This window comes from Devosia sp. LjRoot3 (assembly GCF_964252865.1).
Lineage (GTDB): Bacteria > Pseudomonadota > Alphaproteobacteria > Rhizobiales > Devosiaceae > Devosia.
In genome coordinates this window covers 484,495-500,825 of record NZ_CAXUPK020000004.1, presented here as the reverse complement: position 1 = coordinate 500,825, position 16,331 = coordinate 484,495, and the positions used below count along the sequence as shown (strand labels likewise).

The following is a 16,331-nucleotide window of genomic DNA, read 5'->3' as shown; positions in this document are numbered from 1 at the left end:
ATTCCCGCACCGGTCTCCTGCCGGCCAGCGGACAAAAGAGGTGCATTCTGATGCTGTCTCGTTTCCTGGCGGCCGTGGCCGCCATGGTCGTGGTCGTTGCCGCGTCCAATATCCTGGTGCTCTATCCCTTTCAGGTTCAGCTCGGCTCGGTCAATCTCGCCGACCTCCTGACCTGGGGCGCCTTCACCTTCCCCTTCGCCTTCCTCATCACCGACCTCACCAATCGCTACGATGGCCCGCGCAATGCGCGCCGCGTCGTGCTGGTCGGCTTTCTGGTCGGTTTGGCGGTGTCGTTCTACCTCAGCTTCAATCCCCTGCCCTGGAATGCCGGTGGCACACCTGCAACGACCCAGCGCATCGCGCTTGCCTCGGCGGCAGCCTTCGTCACCGGCCAATTGCTCGATATCAGCATCTTCTCGCGCCTGCGTGCATCGCGAGCCTGGTTCCTACCGCCGCTGCTGGCCTCGCTCTTTGGCTCCATGATCGACACGGCGATTTTCTTCTCCGTGGCCTTCGCGCCCGCCCTGGCCGGCATTGATGCGCTCTTCGGCCTTCAGGACGGCTCCCTGGCCTTCCCGGCACCGTTCCTCGGCGTTGGCCCGGAAGTCCCGCTTTGGACCTCGCTTGCCGCCGGTGATTTCCTCGTAAAATTCCTGGCCGCTTTGGTGCTGCTGGCGCCGTACCGCGCGCTGATGGGCAAGTTCAAGCCGCTGCCGCCACTGAGAAGCACGACGCTTGCCTAGCAGGTGACGCGGATCTCGGCAAAACCGGTGGTGGCTTCGTCACCGCCGGAGGTGACCGCGATCATGCAGGCCGTTCCCGGCAATGGCACGGTTCCGCCCGAGGGGACGGTGGTGCCGTCGGTCAGCGAAATATAGCCATTGTTGACATTCATCACTTCGATTGTCGTCTCGGTGCCGCACACGGGGTAGGAATCCCCCGCGGCAACGAGCAGCCGCATGCCCGAGGGCAGGCAATCGCCATCGCTCTCGCTCGAAACGGCTGGACCGGCGAGCGAAGGCGTCGTTTGCGGTGCTGTTTCGGCCGCCGCCGCAACACCACGCCAGTTCTGTTCGAGAATCGCGAGGCGGCTTTCGAGTGCCGAAAGGGCTTCCGTATTCGGCGCTTCGGTGGAAGTGGCCGCGGCCGGCGTGGCAGCCGCGCTCCGCTGAACATAGAGATCAAGGCTCAGGCGCAACTGGGCAATCTCGGTCGATACCCGCACCATTTCCCGGCGCATGTCCGTATAGATCCAGGCACTGGCCGCGAGCGAACCGAGACCAATGATCGAGGCGCAGACGCTGAAGATCAGGCTTTTCTTGAGGCGGCGCCGCCGGGGCCGCCGGCGCGCGGTGAGAACGGAAGACTCGATATCTCCCACCAGGACGTCGGGGGCTTCCCCAACGCTCTTGCTCTCCGGCGACGGCTTTTCGCTCGGCTTTTCGTCCACGCCGCTTAGCTCCTCGTTCACTCGGATTCCGCTCCGAGGTCACATCAAACTGGGGCCGAACTAAGGACCAGTACTATTGCGCAGGCGTTGCAGCGACGGCCGCGGCCTGCTGCTGATTGCCCGTAATCATATTGCCGATGCCCGAAAAGAAGCCCGACACAGCCTCGCTTCGTTCCTTGAGCACCGCTTCATTGGCCGCCTGACGCTCGATCCCGGCGGCTACGTCGGAGAGCGCCTTGGCGTCGGCAACCTTGCGGGCTTCGACTTCGGCATTCTGGTAGGTCGCAGGGCACGGCCCCATGGCATCAAGGCCCGACGAAGTCGGATTGAAGATATAGCGCTGCTCGCACACATCCCAGGCCGGCGGCGTCTTGGTCAGATCAAAATAGTCATAACCTTCCTTGATGTTCTTCCAGAAGTCGATGTGCTGGTTCTGCGCGTTCTGCACCAGGCTCGACGTGGTCATACGGAAGGGGAAGATCTGGACCTGGAAGCTGGGATTGCCGCCCTTGAAACTTTCGCGGGCAAGGGCATAGATCTCGGCAATGCCGGCATCGGTCATGGCATAGCAGCCGACCGACTTGCAGTCGCCATGCACCATCAGGTTCGAACCCGAGCGCCCATGGGCACGGTCGAACTTGTTCGGAAAGCCCGTATTGAAGGCGAGGTAATAATTCGACTTCGGGTTCATCAGGCCTGGCGTGATCGTATAAAACCCTTCCGGGCTCTGATAATCGCCTTCCCTGAATTTCGGGCCGAGATCGCCGGAATAGGAGCAGATCTCGTAGGTCTTGAACATCTTGTACTGGCCCGAGCTCGTACGCTTCCACACCTCGAGCTGCTCTTCGCGCTTGAAGATGCGCACGACCATGCCCTCGGCCGGCGAAGACCCCATGTCATGGAGCGCCTTCACCGTGGCCGCAGCCAGGGGGATGTTGTGCCTGTTATCGCCGCCCTTGACGAAATTAGAACAGGCGGCGAGCCCGAACCCCAGCCACAGGATGATGACGACAGCTGCGATGCGATGAAAGAGATTGGCAGTCACGTACAGGGCCCGAAAAATCCGCCCCGGGGGGCAATGGTTAGCGCAGCATGACTAGGCTGGGTGAAGGAAGCCTTATCACGCCGCCCACAGAGCCGAAAAGCTCCCCACTTTCACGCAATAGTGTGGATGCCGGAAGCTGGCATTGACCCGATGACAGATGCCGTCAAACCGGCTAGAAAACCCGCAGTGGCCGGAAGGCGGCCCGCAGCTCGCGCCTGATTTCAGGCATGGTAAACGCCTTCCTCTTGCGACACGCGCTTTCCCTTTCCTTTCGGGCGACGCCGTCGGCAATGCGAGCGCTGACCCGACGTTTCGCCCTTGTGGAGACGGAACCATGCGCGATTTTCGCGATGCAAAAGCCATGGCCAAGGCACTAAAGCTGGCCCTCGAACAGGACGGCACCGAGATTGCCCATACACGGGCGCTCGAGATCGTGGCCAGCCAGTTCGATTTTCCGAGCTGGAACGTGCTCTCAAGCAAGATCGAGAAAGCCGAAGGGACGCCCGCCATTGCCTTCGAACAGGCCGTGCCGATCGTGCGCATCTTCGACCTCGCCAAAACCCAGGAATTCTATTTCGACTTCTTGGGCTTCTCGCTCGACTGGGAGCACCGCTATGGCGAGAATTTTCCGGTCTATATGCAGGTCTCCCGGGCCGGACTGCGGCTGCACCTTTCCGAACATGCCGGCGACGCGACGCCCGGCGGCAATATGTGCGTCTACATGAAAGGCATCCGCGCCTTCCATGCCGAGCTGATCGGCAAGAACTATCGCTACATGAAGCCGGGACTGGAGAAGAGCGATGACCGGCTGGAAGTGACCGTTACCGATCCCTTCAACAACCATATCCGCTTCATGGAAATCGTGGGGTACTAATCCCAGGAGAAGTATCCACCGTCATGGCGGGAACCATGACGGTGGATGAGAGCTTCAGGTGCTCGCTGCCTTGGCATTGGCCTCAGCCACCAGTTCGTCGGGAATATCGTCGAAACTGGCATAGTTCATGTTGTAGAGGCGCGAATAGAGCCCGCCCAACTCCATGAGCTGGTCGTGGTTGCCCTCTTCGATCTTTTCGCCGCTCTGCAGCACGATGATCCGATCCGCCCCACGAATGGTGGCGAGGCGGTGTGCGATAACGAGGCCCGTCCGGCCCTTGAGCAGGATTTCGAGGGCCTTCTGGATCTGCCGCTCGGTGTAGGAGTCGATGTTCGCTGTAGCTTCATCGAGCACCAGGATCTTTGCGTCGGCAACGAGTGCACGAGCAAAACTGAGAAGCTGGCGCTGGCCCAGCGACAGGTTGGAGCCACGCTGTTCCAGCCGGCTGTCGTAGCCGCCCGGCAGGCGCTCGATGAATTCATGCGCGCCAACCGCCTTGGCCGCCGCAATGACATCTTCGCGGGTCGCCGAAGCCTTGTTGTACTTGATGTTGTCGAACACCGTGCCGGTGAAGAGGAACGGCTCCTGCAACACCATGGCAACCTGCTCGCCCAAGCTCTCCTGGGTGACATTGCGCACATCGTGGCCGCCAACCAAAACCGCGCCGCCCTGCACTTCATAGAAGCGATGGACGAGCGCCATGGCACTGGTCTTGCCCGAACCGGTCGGCCCGACTAGCGCCACCGTTTCACCGGGATTGACGCGGAACGACACGTTCTTGAGCACCGGCCGCGCGGGATCGTAGCCAAAGACCACGTCGTGGAAGGCGACGGAGCCGTCCATATCGCCAGTCAGCGTCAGGGCATCGGGCTTGTCGGTAATGGTGACCGGCAGATCCAGGACTTCAGTGATACGGCGACCCGAGGTCATGGCGCGCTGCATGATCGAATATTGCATGGTTAGCGAGCGGATCGGGTCGAAGAAGCGCTGGATGTAAAAGAGGAACGCGACAATGACGCCGACCTGGAGCGTGCCATTGAGCACCAGGGAACCACCGACCAGCACCACGGTCGCCATGGCGATGCCGGTGAGGCTGTCTACGATGGGGACCATGACCTGCGCGTATTTGCTGCCGGTGAGCTGAGTTTCGAGGTTGTGATAGGCCTTGTCGTCGTAGAGGTCGAAATTGACCTGCTGGCGTTCGAGGTTCTGCACCGTGCGCACGCCATTGATGCCTTCGGCCATGGCGCCATTGGTCAGCGAGTTCGTCTCATGCGCTGCCCAGAAGGCGCGCTTGGCCGGCGGCAGCCAGAAGATGCGGACGATGAACAGCACCGGCATGGTGACAAGTGTCAGCAGGCCCAGCCACGGATCAAGGGTGAGCAGGACCGCAACGATGCCGAACAGCAGCACGATGTCGCCCACGGAAATGACGGAGGTTTCCAGGAATTCCTGCATGGAATTGACGTCGCCCTGGAGGCGGCTCATCAACCGGCCGACTTCGGTCTTGTCCATGAAGCTCAGGGACACGCGCTGCAATTGCGCGAACATGGCGCGGCGCATGTCGAAGAGGACGTTTTCTGCGACCTGGCCAACCTGGGTTTCCTGCACATAGGAGGCGACGAAATTGAACAGCACGGCGACCGCAAAGGCGACCACGGCCCAGGTCAGATTATTGGCGTTGCCGCCCGCTACCATGGCACCGTCAATGGCCCAGCCAATGATCAGCGGAATGGCAAGCTGGGTCGCCGTGAAGACCAGCACGGCGGCTACCGAAAGGTAGATCTTCATCCGATAGGGTTTTACGAAAGCCCAGATACGGCGCACCGTCTTGGGGTCATAGGCCTTGCCGAAGACCTCTTCCTCTATGCGATGGCTGCCCACCGACGCGCGCGGCGGCCGCTGGCCCGGAAAGCTTGCGACGTCCCGTTCGTCGTCTTCGACCACGCTCATTGGGCGGCCCTTTCTACGTCGATATCCTCGGTCGGTCGCGTCTGAAGGTCATAGAGCGCCGAATAGCGCCCCCCCAGAGCCAGGAGTTCGGCATGGCTGCCGCGCTCGACGATCTCGCCGTCTTCGAGGAAGAGAATTGTATCGGCATGCATCAGCGACGAGAGGCGATGCGCGATGATGATGGTGACGCGATCGCTGGCATAGGCGCGGATGGCCGAGCGGATACGATGCTCTGTGCCGGCATCAATGGCGGCGGTCGAGTCGTCGAACACCATGACGGCCGGGCGCATGACGAGGCTGCGGGCAATGGCAAGGCGCTGGCGCTGGCCGCCCGAGAGCGACACGCCACGTTCGCCCACCACCGTGTCATAATCGGTCGGCAGGCCCATGATGTAATTGTGGAGCTGCGCGCTTTCCGCCGCCTTCTCGATCTTGGTTTCCTTGGCCCAGGGATCGCCATAGGCGATGTTGTTCTCGATCGTGGTGGTGAAGAGGAACGAATCCTGCTGCACCACGCCCACCTGCCGACGCAGCGACTCGATGGTGACGTCGCGCACGTCCTGGCCATCGATGGTCACACGGCCAGAAGTGACATCGTAAAAGCGCGGGATGAGATGGGCGATCGTCGACTTACCGCTACCCGGCGCGCCGACAATGCCGATGGTCTCGCCGGTCCGGCCTTCGAAACTGATGCCCTTGAGGGTCGGATGCGTGGCACCAGGATAGGTGAAGTGCACGTCTTCGAAGCGCAGGGTGCCCTCGCCCAGTTGCAACGGCACAGCGCCAGGCTTGTCCTCGATTTCGATGGCCTGGTCGATAAAGGCATAGAAGCGTTCGCCGCAGGTATCGGCGCGGGCGAAGGAATTGACCATCAGGCCAAGCTGGCGCACCGGCATCTGCAGGATGGTCATGAAGGTGAGGAAGCTCGCCAGCGTACCAACGCTCATCTCTCCACCGATCACCTTGTTGCCACCGACCCAGAGCACCAGGCCCATGGCAGCAAAGAAGGAAAAGGTCATCATGGAGGTATTCTTGACGCGGATCAGCACGCGATCATGCGCCAGTTCCAATGCCGACTTCGACGCCGTGTCGAATTTGGCAAGCTCGAAGAGCTGGCCCGAAAACGCACGCACCACGCGGATACCGCCAAGGTTCTCTTCCATGACGCGGGTCATGATCGAGAGGCGCTCTTGCAGCACGACCCAGGTGGCGCGCAGCATCAATTGCGCTACCGAGGAGCGCCAGGCAACGAAGGGCACGAAGCTCAGGGCAAGAAGGCCCAGGACCACATCAGTGCTCAGCAACATATAGGCGCCGACCCCGATCAGCACCGTGAGCAGGATCGTGCGCACGAAGCCGGTCGAAAAGAACATGCGCACGCCGTCGAGATCGAGGAGGCCCAAGGTGATGAGATCGCCCGAATGCACGCGGTCATGATAGGAATAGGAGAGCTTTTGCACCTTGTCGTAGAAGGCGAGGCGCAGTTCGTAGCCGACGTGGTGGCCGACTGATTCCGAATAATAGTTCTGCACCAGGGTGAAGAGACCGCGCGCCACCGAGACAAGGAGCAGCGTCACCGCGCTCCACAGCAATGCCTGCTGGGCCCCCTCCGCCGCCGTGCTCAGCACGTTTTGTGCCTGATCGACCGCATGGCCGAGCAGGCGCGGGATCATCAATTGCAACACCGAGGCGATGATTGTTGCACCAATGGCCAGGCTCGCCTGCCAATAGTGCCGCAGGGAGAAGAAGGTGATGCGCAACAACGGGCTTCGGCCTTTGCCGGCATATACGGCGGCCAAGTGAGCCCGAGCATCGCCGCGTGAACGTTCGCGGCCAGCCTTGAGGGTAGGCAAGGGACTATCCAGACTTTAAAAAGTGGAGCCCGAAGGGGGAGGCGGGGATCCGTCGACCGGGATCGGGCAAATCAATGCCTGCCTATAAAAGTCGCATTGCGCGTACCATTCAAGGTGCAAATTGCGCAAAATTTGCAAGTTTTTGGCGTCCCGCTAAGCGGAACGCCAAAAAGGGCTTGTCGGGTCTCGGTAAAGTGGCGCGAGCGCCCTACTCCAGCCGCACCAGCAGATCCTTTGCGTCGATCTGATCGCCCGGACGGATGAGCAGCTCGGCCACGACGCCATCGACCTCGGCATGGATCGCCGTTTCCATCTTCATGGCTTCGATAGAGCAGAGCACGTCGCCGGCCTCGACCTTCTGGCCTTCCTTGACGGCAAGGGTCGAGATCACGCCCGGCATCGGCGCGCCGACCTGCTTGGGGTCGCCGGCCACGGCCTTTGCCCGAACTTTCACTTCGCCAGCCTTCAACCGGTCCGGAACCACGATGGTGCGCGGCTGGCCGTTGAGATCGAAGAAGACACGAACCTCACCCTTTTCATTGGTCGGAGCGCGGCCGAGATAATTGACGACCAGCGTCTTGCCCTTTTCGATATCGACAAGCAGCTCGTCGCCTTCCTCAAGGCCATAGAAATAGACCGGCGTTGGCAGAGCTTCGGTCGGGCCATAGCGATCCTGGGTCTTTTCGAAATCCGAATAGACTTTTGGGTACATCAGGTACGAGGCCAGCCGGAAGTCGTCGACCGGCACACCGACTTCGCCCGAAATCTTCTTGCGCTCGGCTTCGAGGTCGACGTCCTTCAAATAAGAACCCGGGCGCTCGGTGAGCGGCGTGCGGCCCTTGAGCACTTTCTTCTGCAGTGCCTGCGGGAAACCACCCGGCGGCTGGCCAAGATCGCCGGCAAAGAAGCCAACCACGGAATCGGGGAAGGCGATGTCCTTGTCCGGATTTTCGACATCCGTGCGGGTAATGCCGGCCGAGACCATGGCCAAGGCCATGTCGCCGACGACCTTGGAGGACGGGGTCACCTTGACGATATCGCCGAACATCTTGTTGACGTCGGCATAGGTCTGCGCGACTTCGTGCCAGCGGGTTTCAAGACCAAGCGAGCGCGCCTGTTCCTTGAGATTGGTAAACTGGCCGCCCGGCATTTCATGCAGATAAACTTCCGAGGCGCCGCCCTTGAGATCGCTCTCAAAGGCCCGATACTGGGTGCGCACCGCTTCCCAATAGAAGGAAATCTGGCGGATCGCCTTGGAGTCGAGCTGCGGATCGCGTTCGGAACCATCGAGGGCGGCAACCAGCGAACCGAGCGTTGGCTGTGAGGTGGTCGAGGACAGGGCATCCATGGCCGCGTCGACCGCATCCACACCCGCTTCCACTGCCGCCAGGACCGTCGCCGCCGAAGCGCCCGAGGTGTCATGGGTGTGGAGATGGATCGGCAGATCCGTTTCGTTACGCAGTGTCGAAATCAGCTTCTTGGCAGCAGCAGGCTTGAGGAGGCCCGCCATGTCCTTGATGCCCAGAACATGGACGCCAGCGGCCTCCAGTTCCTTGGCAAGGCCGACATAGTATTTCAGGTCATACTTGGAGCGATCGGGATCGAAGAGATCGCCAGTATAGCAGATGGCGCCTTCCGCCACCTTGCCCTCGGCCGCCACGGCATCGATCGAGACGCGCATGTTTTCGACCCAGTTGAGGCAGTCGAAAATGCGGAAGACGTCAACGCCGCCGCGGGCAGCCTGCTTGACGAAGAATTTGACGACATTGTCTGGATAGTTCGTGTAGCCGACGCCGTTGGAGCCGCGCAGCAGCATCTGGGTCAGAATGTTCGGCGCGCCTTCGCGCACCTTGGCGAGGCGCTCCCACGGATCCTCGTTGAGGAAGCGCATGGACACGTCAAAGGTCGCGCCGCCCCAGCATTCGAGCGAGAAGAGGTTCGGCAGGCCACGCGAATAGGCCTGGGCAATGCGCGTGATGTCGAACGAGCGCATGCGCGTCGCCAGCAGCGACTGGTGTGCGTCGCGCATGGTCGTGTCGGTAAAGAGCACGCGGCCCTGGCGCTTCATCCATTTGGCAAGACCCACCGGACCGTCGCGGTCCAGCACCTGCCGACTGCCTTCGATGACAATCAGCGGATCGAATTCGGGCACGAAGGGCGCGGCAGCATCCGCCGGCGGACGCGGACGATCGCGCACTTCGGGATGCCCGTTCACGGTCACGTCGGCGATGTAGCTCAGGAGCTTGGTCGCGCGGTCGCGACGCGGCTTGAAGTTGAACAGTTCCGGCGTCGTATCGATGAAGCGCGTGGTGTAGCGGTTCTCGACAAAGTCCGGATGCGTGATGATGTTTTCAAGGAATGCGAGATTGGTCGCCACGCCGCGAATGCGGAACTCGCGCAAGGCGCGATGCATACGCGCAATCGCCTCTTCGGCCGACGGCGCCCAGCAGGTGACTTTTTCGAGCAGCGGATCGTAGTAGCGCGTGATCACAGCGCCAGAATAGGCCGTGCCGCCATCGAGCCGCACGCCAAAGCCAGTCGCGCCACGATAGGCGGTGATACGGCCATAGTCCGGAATAAAGTTCTGTTCCGGATCTTCCGTCGTCACGCGGCACTGGATGGCATTGCCGTTGAGACGGATGTTTTCCTGGAGAGGAACGCCCGATTCCGGCGTGCCGATCACGGCGCCGTCGAGCAGATGAATCTGGGCTTTGACGATATCGATCCCCGTCACTTCTTCGGTGACGGTGTGCTCCACCTGAATGCGCGGGTTCACTTCGATGAAGTAGAACTTGTCGGTATCGGCATCCATCAGGAATTCAACCGTACCGGCACCGCGATAGTTCGCGGCATTGCCGAGACGCACGGCGGCGTCGGTCAGATCCTTGCGGACAGCGTCGGACAGATAGGGCGCAGGCGCGCGCTCGACCACCTTCTGGTTGCGGCGCTGCACCGAGCAATCGCGCTCATAAAGGTGCACGAGATTGCCGTGATCGTCGCCGATCAGCTGCACTTCGACGTGGCGGGCGCGCTCGATCAGCTTTTCGAGATACATCTCGTCCTTGCCGAAGGCGGCCTTGGCCTCGCGCTTGCCTTCCGAAACTTCCGAAAGCAGCGTCTTTTCATCCATGATGCGGCGCATGCCGCGGCCGCCGCCGCCCCACGAGGCCTTGAGCATCAGCGGATAGCCGATCTCGGCAGCGAGCTTCTTGATCTGCTCGGGATCATCAGGCAGCGCCTCGGTTGCCGGCACAACCGGCACCTTTGAGGCAATCGCCATATTGCGCGCGGCAACCTTGTTGCCGAGATCGCGCATGGTCTGGGCGCGCGGGCCGATGAAGATGATGCCGGCATCGTCGCAGGCATCGACGAATTCGGGGCTTTCCGACAGCAGGCCATAGCCGGGATGGATCGCATCGGCGCCGGAGATACGGGCGATACGGATATATTCTTCAATTTGAAGATAGGCTTCGACCGGGCCCTTGCCCTTGCCGATCAGATAGGCCTCGTCGGCCTTGAAGCGGTGCAGCGCCAGCTTGTCTTCTTCGGCATAGACCGCGACGGTTTTCAGCCCCAGTTCGTTGGCGGCGCGAAACACGCGGATGGCGATTTCGCTGCGGTTGGCGACGAGGATTTTCTTGATTGGCATCGATTTAAATTCCGAGCAGGAGAGGTTGAGGACCCGTTTGCCCGGGTCCGGCTCAGCAATGTCGGTAGAATGGATGGCGGGCCATCCACGCCGCCAAGTTGGTTATGTCAGCTTCTCGAAAGAATGCCGGCCAGATGGCTCATGTCGTAGCCGGCTTCCGCCGCCTGCGAGATGATTTCCGAGGCATCCATTTCACCGGCCTGGCTCAGCGCCCATAGCGTGGTCGAGCGCGTACCGGAACGGCAGAAGCAGAATACAGGGCCGTCGCTCCCCTCGATGACGGCCTTGGTCTTCTCGACGAGATCGGCATTGACGCCCTCTCGCCCCAGCGGAATGGCGTGGTAGGCAAGCCCGGCCGCCTTGGCGGCAGCCTCGATTTCATCACCCGCCGGCTGGTCAGGCGATTCACCGTCTGGACGGTTGTTGACGATGGCAACGAAACCCAGGGATTTGAGCGTGGCGACATCTTCGGGGCTGATCTGCCCAGAAACACTGACGTGATCGTTGATCCGCTTCAAGTCCAAGTCGCTACTCCCCGAATTCGCCCATTGGCTTCCCGCCCCCTTATATCCACCGGGCGGCAAGCCATGCAACTGTCGGTTAGTCGAAGTGTACTAAGAGTTACGGTTAGGCCGCATTGGCAACCGAAAGGCCCTTCAGCGGTGCCGGCCGTCCGAGGAGATACCCCTGGAAAGCGCTGCACCCGGCCCGGCGTAGCATATCGAGTTGTGCTTCGGTCTCGACGCCCTCGGCAATGACATCAACCTTGAGCGAGCGGGCAATATCGCAGATGGCCCCGACGATCATGGCGTCGATGCGATTGTCGCCGAGATTGGCCACATAGGTGCGGTCGATCTTGATGATGTCGAAGGCAAAGCCACGCAGATATTGCAGGCTCGCATGCCCCGCCCCGAAATCATCGATGGCGACTTTCAGCCCAAAGGCGCGGATCGCATCGAGATTGGCCTGCTCTATTGCACCCGCCACCATGGGCACGGTCTCGGTAACCTCGACGATCAGCATGCCGGGGTCGACGCCCATTTCCTCGACCACAAGACCCAATTGCTTGGCAAAATCGCTGCGGCGCAATTGTGCCGGCGACACATTGACCGCCACGGGCGTACCCAGCACTTCAAGGTCGGCACAGGCCCGGCGCAGCACCCAGTCGCCGAGCTTGTCGATCAGGTCGCTTTCCTCGGCAATACCGATGAATTGCGCCGGCGGGATCATGCCGCGCACCGTATGCCGCCAGCGCAGCAGCGCCTCATGCGAGCGCACGCGCATATCTGCGCCATAGACAGGCTGATAATGCAGTTCGAGTTCATCCATCAGCAAAGCGGCGCGCAACTCGCGCTCGATGAAACGGCGATGGCGCTCATCGCCCAGCATGTCGGGATCGAAAGCCACGACCTGCCGCCGCCCGGCCTTCTTGCCCTTGTAGAGCGCGAGATCCGCCTTGGCGATGAGATCGTCGACATCGGTGGCATCGGCCGGCGCCAGTGCCATGCCGATGGTCGCCGAGAGGCGGGTTGGGCGTCCTGCGACATTGACCGGCTGGTCGAGCCGGCGCAGCAATTCTTCCCCAAGCCGCCGCAGCGCACCGCGATTGTCGCAATCGGGAATGGCGATGCCGAACTCATCGCCCCCCAGACGGCCGACAACCGCCCCCGGCATCACCGCGCCGATGGTCTTGGCAAGATGGGTCAGGGCCGCATCGCCTGCAGCGTGGCCAGCTCCATCATTGAGGACTTTCAGATTGTCCATATCGAGCAGGAGATAGCCCAGCGACTTGTCCGAGCCGTGATGCACGTCATTGCGCAGCGCCTCCATGAAATAGGAGCGCGTAAAAACCCCGGTCAGTGCATCGCGATGTACCGAGGCCATGACTGCCCGCGTGGCCCGGGCGGAGTGCAGGAGGTCACGGCGGATCATGCGATGACCGGCAACAAGCCCGGCAATCCCCAGGGTAGAAAGCGCGATGGCGACAAGAACCATCAGTGGCTCAAGCCGATCCGCGGAACGGCCGGCCAGCAGCAGGACCGAGCCAACGGCACCCAAAAAGCAGAGGCCCACCAGAGTCGCTACGGCGCGATAGCCCGAGAGTATGCGCACGAACTGGTCGACCTGACGAATGTCCTGGTCACCCGCGCTGGTTTTGCGAAAGGCACGGCCCGATCGGGAAATACCACGAGCAAGCATCGCTCGGCTCCGCTCTCTTAACGAAAGATTCATAAACAGTTCAGGGGCTTAAAGGCGCATTTGAGAGCACCTTACGTCACCGGGCGGCACGCCGAATGACGGTTCGATGACAAATCATCGCCGCCAGAACTTATGGTATATGGCGCGTAAACCCTTCAGGGCGTTGCGCCGAGCCAGGCACCCCAGAGGTCGCGGCGCGCCACGACGAACCGCTCTGCCACGCTCTCGACTGTGGCGCCGGGCTCATTGAGCTGGCCAAGCAGCGCATTCATTTCCGCAATCGGCAAAGTGGCCCGCTGGAAATAGGAGGCGACCGTAGGCGCGTCGGCAAAAACCCACTCGGCCAGCGCAATAACAACCGTTTCCGCCGGAAAGGCAGAAGGCGTGGGCGTGGCACAGGCCAGGCGCGCAAGGCACTTCATCGCCTCTTCATCATAGGCGCCCATATCAAGCGCCCGGAAATCGAGCTGCGCCAGGACCGCATTGGGCTGCCAATAGTAGAGAATGAAATTCTCCTGCCGGCTGACCGCCTCGGCAATCAGCGCATCCATTTCGAAGCGATTGGCTGGCTCGACCACTTGAACGAGGCTGCCAAGGCCATAGGCCGCAATGAGATTGCGATTGATGACCGAACAGGCCCAATCCGCCGGACAGGAGATGAAGCGGACGGGCATTTCGCTGGTCTGGGTCGAGAGCAGTGGCTGCAAGGCCGCCGCGCTTGGCGTTCCGCCAAAGGCGCCTTCCATATAGGCCGGGATGAACCAGCCCTCCATTGTCGCTTCGGCAAAGCTCGGGGCAATGCTGCGCACCATCTGCGTTTCGACTGCACCGTTCCAGACATCGGCAATGCGCGTTACCCACATTTCCGGGGCCACGGCAGGCTGGCCGGTCGAGCCCATGGACGAGGCCGTCGCTGCCAGGTCTCCGGGCACCACCTGAGCCTCGCAGGCAAATTCGGCATTGAGAATGCGCGAATGAATATCGGCCAGGAGCGCCGCCGACGGCCAGCTCATGCGCGCAATGGTCATCGGCTGGGTGCCGCAAGGAGGTGGTGGCGCAGCGGGCGTCTCAGCCACTTGGGCCTCTGGCGCCGCGGGCACTGCGGTCCCTGCCCCCTGTGGCTGATCCTGGGCGCTGTCGAGCACAGTGATCTGCGCCAGGGCTGGCCCCACCAGAAAGGCCAGCATCAAGCCGGCAATGACAGGCTGCCGAAATCGCATGCGCATCCTCATTCCACCGGCGCCAGTCTATGCGCAATCGGCTTGCCTTAAGCAACCGCGAGCGTTCACCATTTTGCCCAAGACCCCCGGTGACTCCCTACACGAAAATGTGCAACAGTCCCCATCAGCGGGGCGCGTGAGGCGCCCCCGGTATTCGTTGTGTCGCTGCAAGGAGGAGGCTGGCAAGGCCACCCGGCACACAACGGCAACAGAGGGACGTCCATGTTCAAGAAAACCCTGACCCTGGCGGTCGCCGCCACTGCTCTGTCCATCGCCGCTCCGGCGCTGGCCCAGGACACCGGCGCCACCATCGGCTTTATCGGTGGCTTCACCGGCCCGATTGAATCGCTCACCCCGCCGATCTTTGGCGGCGCTGAACTGGTCGTGAAGCAGATCAACGAGCAGGGCGGCGTTCTGGGCGGCGAGCTCAAGCTCATCTCCGCCGACGGCGCCTGCGACGCGACGGCCGCTGCCGCCGCTGCCGACAAGCTCATCAACACCGACAATGTCACTGGCGTCGTCGGCGCGCTCTGCACCGGTGAAACCATCGGCGCCTTCAACGGCTCGGGTCTCTCGGGCGGCGTGGTCTTCATCTCGCCGGCTTCTTCGGCTCCGGCCCTGACGACGCTCGAAGACAATGACCTTGTCTATCGCACCACCCCGTCTGACGCGCTCCAGGGCGTGAAGCTGGCTGACCTGCTGCTCGCCAAGGGCGTCAACGACATCGCCATCACCTATGTGAACAACGACTACGGCAAGGGCTTTGCCGATGCTCTGGCGGCCGCCTACACCGCCGGCGGCGGCACGGTTGCTGCCAACCTCGCACACGAAGAAGGCAAGGCCGATTACCGCGCCGAGCTCGGCAACCTCGTTGCCTCGCAGAACCTCGTGATCCTCGCCTATGCCAACGCTTCGGGTAACACCGTGCTGCGTCAGGCTGTGGAATCGGGCAACTTCACCACCTTCGTTGGCGGTGACGGCATGGTCGGCGATGACCTCCTCAACGGCATCGACGCTGCTGCCGTCGAAGGCCTGATCGCGACCCGCGCCGGCGCCCCGACGGGCGAAGCCGTTGACATCTACAACGCCTTCACCGGTGAGGGCTTTACCGCCAACGCCACCTACGCTCCGCAGGCCTATGACGCCGCCTTCCTCCTGGCTCTCGCCATCGAGAAGAACGGTTCGGCCAGCCGTGAAGGTCTAGCCGCCGCCCTGCGCGACGTGTCCTCGGCTCCGGGCGAAAAGATCCTGCCCGGCGAATGGACCAAGGCCGTCGAGCTGATCAAGGCCGGCACCGACATCGACTATGAAGGCGCCGGTGGCGCGCTCGACTTCGACGCCGCTGGCGACGTTGACGGCATCATCGTCGAACTCGCCGTCGAAGGCGGCGCTTTCGTCGAAAAGGGCCCGATCCAGTAATTTGGCCACACGGCTTCGAACGATAAATCATCAGGCTCGGGAGCAATCCCGGGCCTTTTTGTTGGAGAATGCCTGATGGCCGACAATCCGACGCTGCGCTTTTACGCCGAGAACGCCGCTGTCTATGCCGAACATGTCACGACGCCCACCGGCGCACGCCTCAACGCGTTCCTGGCTCTGGTTTCTGCCGGCGGCAAAATCCTCGAACTCGGTTGCGGCAATGGACGGGACGCTGCGCATATGCTGTCCCGCGGCTTTGATGTCGATGCGACAGACGGCACGCCGGAACTGGCTGCGGAAGCCGAAAGGCGCATCGGGCGTGCGGTCCGCATCCTGCGCTTCGAACACCTCGACGCCAACGCCACCTATGACGGCGTCTGGGCCTGTGCCAGCCTGCTGCACGCCCCCGCATCCAGCCTCGTCGACATCCTCGGCCGTATCCATCGCGCCCTGCGGCCCGGTGGCGTTTTCACCGCCAGCTTCAAGGCGGGCAATGGCGAGGGTCACGACAGCCTCGGCCGCTATTTCAACTATCCCAGTGCAGAGCGTCTTCGCGCCGACTACGCCTTGGCCGGCTGGAGCGACGTCGCGATCGAAACGCAGATGGGCAGCGGCTATGACGCAAAGCCCACAGAATGGCTCTGGGTCACGGCGCGGCGGATGTTCTAG

12 protein-coding genes are annotated in these 16,331 nt (G+C 61.9%); 4 read left to right on the top strand and 8 right to left on the bottom strand.

Annotated elements, in window-relative coordinates:
• Positions 1 to 50: 50 nt before the first annotated feature.
• Positions 51 to 743 carry a queuosine precursor transporter gene (locus ACSQ2A_RS17100; RefSeq protein WP_436073194.1) on the top strand — a complete coding sequence of 231 codons (693 nt, stop codon included), beginning with the start codon at positions 51 to 53 and terminating at the stop codon, positions 741 to 743.
• Here the strand turns inward: ACSQ2A_RS17100 and ACSQ2A_RS17095 are convergent.
• Positions 740 to 1,471, bottom strand: coding sequence for a hypothetical protein (locus ACSQ2A_RS17095; RefSeq protein ID WP_436073193.1), 732 nt, complete (start codon positions 1,469 to 1,471; stop codon positions 740 to 742). The genes ACSQ2A_RS17100 and ACSQ2A_RS17095 overlap by 4 nt on opposite strands.
• A gap of 52 nt (positions 1,472 to 1,523) precedes the next feature.
• Positions 1,524 to 2,495, bottom strand: coding sequence for a L,D-transpeptidase family protein (locus tag ACSQ2A_RS17090; RefSeq protein WP_436073192.1), 972 nt, complete (start codon positions 2,493 to 2,495; stop codon positions 1,524 to 1,526).
• 334 nt (positions 2,496 to 2,829) lie between these two features.
• On the opposite strand from ACSQ2A_RS17090, the gene ACSQ2A_RS17085 reads away from it, so the two are divergent.
• The gene (locus ACSQ2A_RS17085) at positions 2,830 to 3,369 is read left to right on the top strand and encodes a glyoxalase superfamily protein (protein WP_436073191.1); all 540 of its coding nucleotides are present in this window, start codon (positions 2,830 to 2,832) and stop codon (positions 3,367 to 3,369) included.
• Between the two features lie 54 nt (positions 3,370 to 3,423).
• Here ACSQ2A_RS17085 and ACSQ2A_RS17080 read toward each other — a convergent pair whose 3' ends face one another.
• The 6 genes from ACSQ2A_RS17080 to ACSQ2A_RS17055 all read right to left on the bottom strand — a co-directional run bounded on the left by ACSQ2A_RS17080 (position 3,424) and on the right by ACSQ2A_RS17055 (position 14,243).
• A complete protein-coding gene (locus tag ACSQ2A_RS17080) occupies positions 3,424 to 5,322 on the bottom strand; it encodes an ABC transporter ATP-binding protein (RefSeq protein WP_295412675.1) in 1,899 nt (632 codons plus the stop codon).
• Entirely contained in the window at positions 5,319 to 7,121 is a 1,803-nt protein-coding gene (locus ACSQ2A_RS17075; RefSeq protein ID WP_436073231.1) for an ABC transporter ATP-binding protein, read from the bottom strand. Before ACSQ2A_RS17075 ends, ACSQ2A_RS17080 begins: the two co-directional genes overlap by 4 nt.
• A 262-nt stretch (positions 7,122 to 7,383) precedes the next feature.
• Positions 7,384 to 10,824, bottom strand: a complete 3,441-nt coding sequence (pyc, locus tag ACSQ2A_RS17070) for a pyruvate carboxylase (RefSeq protein ID WP_436073190.1) — start codon at positions 10,822 to 10,824, stop codon at positions 7,384 to 7,386.
• A 107-nt stretch (positions 10,825 to 10,931) separates the two neighbouring features.
• The gene (locus tag ACSQ2A_RS17065) at positions 10,932 to 11,348 is read right to left on the bottom strand and encodes a TIGR01244 family sulfur transferase (RefSeq protein WP_436073189.1); all 417 of its coding nucleotides are present in this window, start codon (positions 11,346 to 11,348) and stop codon (positions 10,932 to 10,934) included.
• Positions 11,349 to 11,451: 103 nt separating this feature from the next.
• A complete protein-coding gene (locus tag ACSQ2A_RS17060) occupies positions 11,452 to 13,023 on the bottom strand; it encodes a putative bifunctional diguanylate cyclase/phosphodiesterase (protein WP_436073188.1) in 1,572 nt (523 codons plus the stop codon).
• A 155-nt stretch (positions 13,024 to 13,178) separates the two neighbouring features.
• Entirely contained in the window at positions 13,179 to 14,243 is a 1,065-nt protein-coding gene (locus tag ACSQ2A_RS17055) for a glycine betaine ABC transporter substrate-binding protein (protein WP_436073187.1), read from the bottom strand.
• 222 nt (positions 14,244 to 14,465) lie between these two features.
• Between ACSQ2A_RS17055 and ACSQ2A_RS17050 the strand changes: the two genes are divergently transcribed.
• Both ACSQ2A_RS17050 and ACSQ2A_RS17045 read left to right on the top strand, forming a co-directional pair.
• The gene (locus ACSQ2A_RS17050) at positions 14,466 to 15,662 is read left to right on the top strand and encodes an ABC transporter substrate-binding protein (protein ID WP_436073186.1); all 1,197 of its coding nucleotides are present in this window, start codon (positions 14,466 to 14,468) and stop codon (positions 15,660 to 15,662) included.
• A 75-nt stretch (positions 15,663 to 15,737) separates the two neighbouring features.
• Positions 15,738 to 16,331 carry a class I SAM-dependent methyltransferase gene (locus tag ACSQ2A_RS17045; protein WP_436073185.1) on the top strand — a complete coding sequence of 198 codons (594 nt, stop codon included), beginning with the start codon at positions 15,738 to 15,740 and terminating at the stop codon, positions 16,329 to 16,331.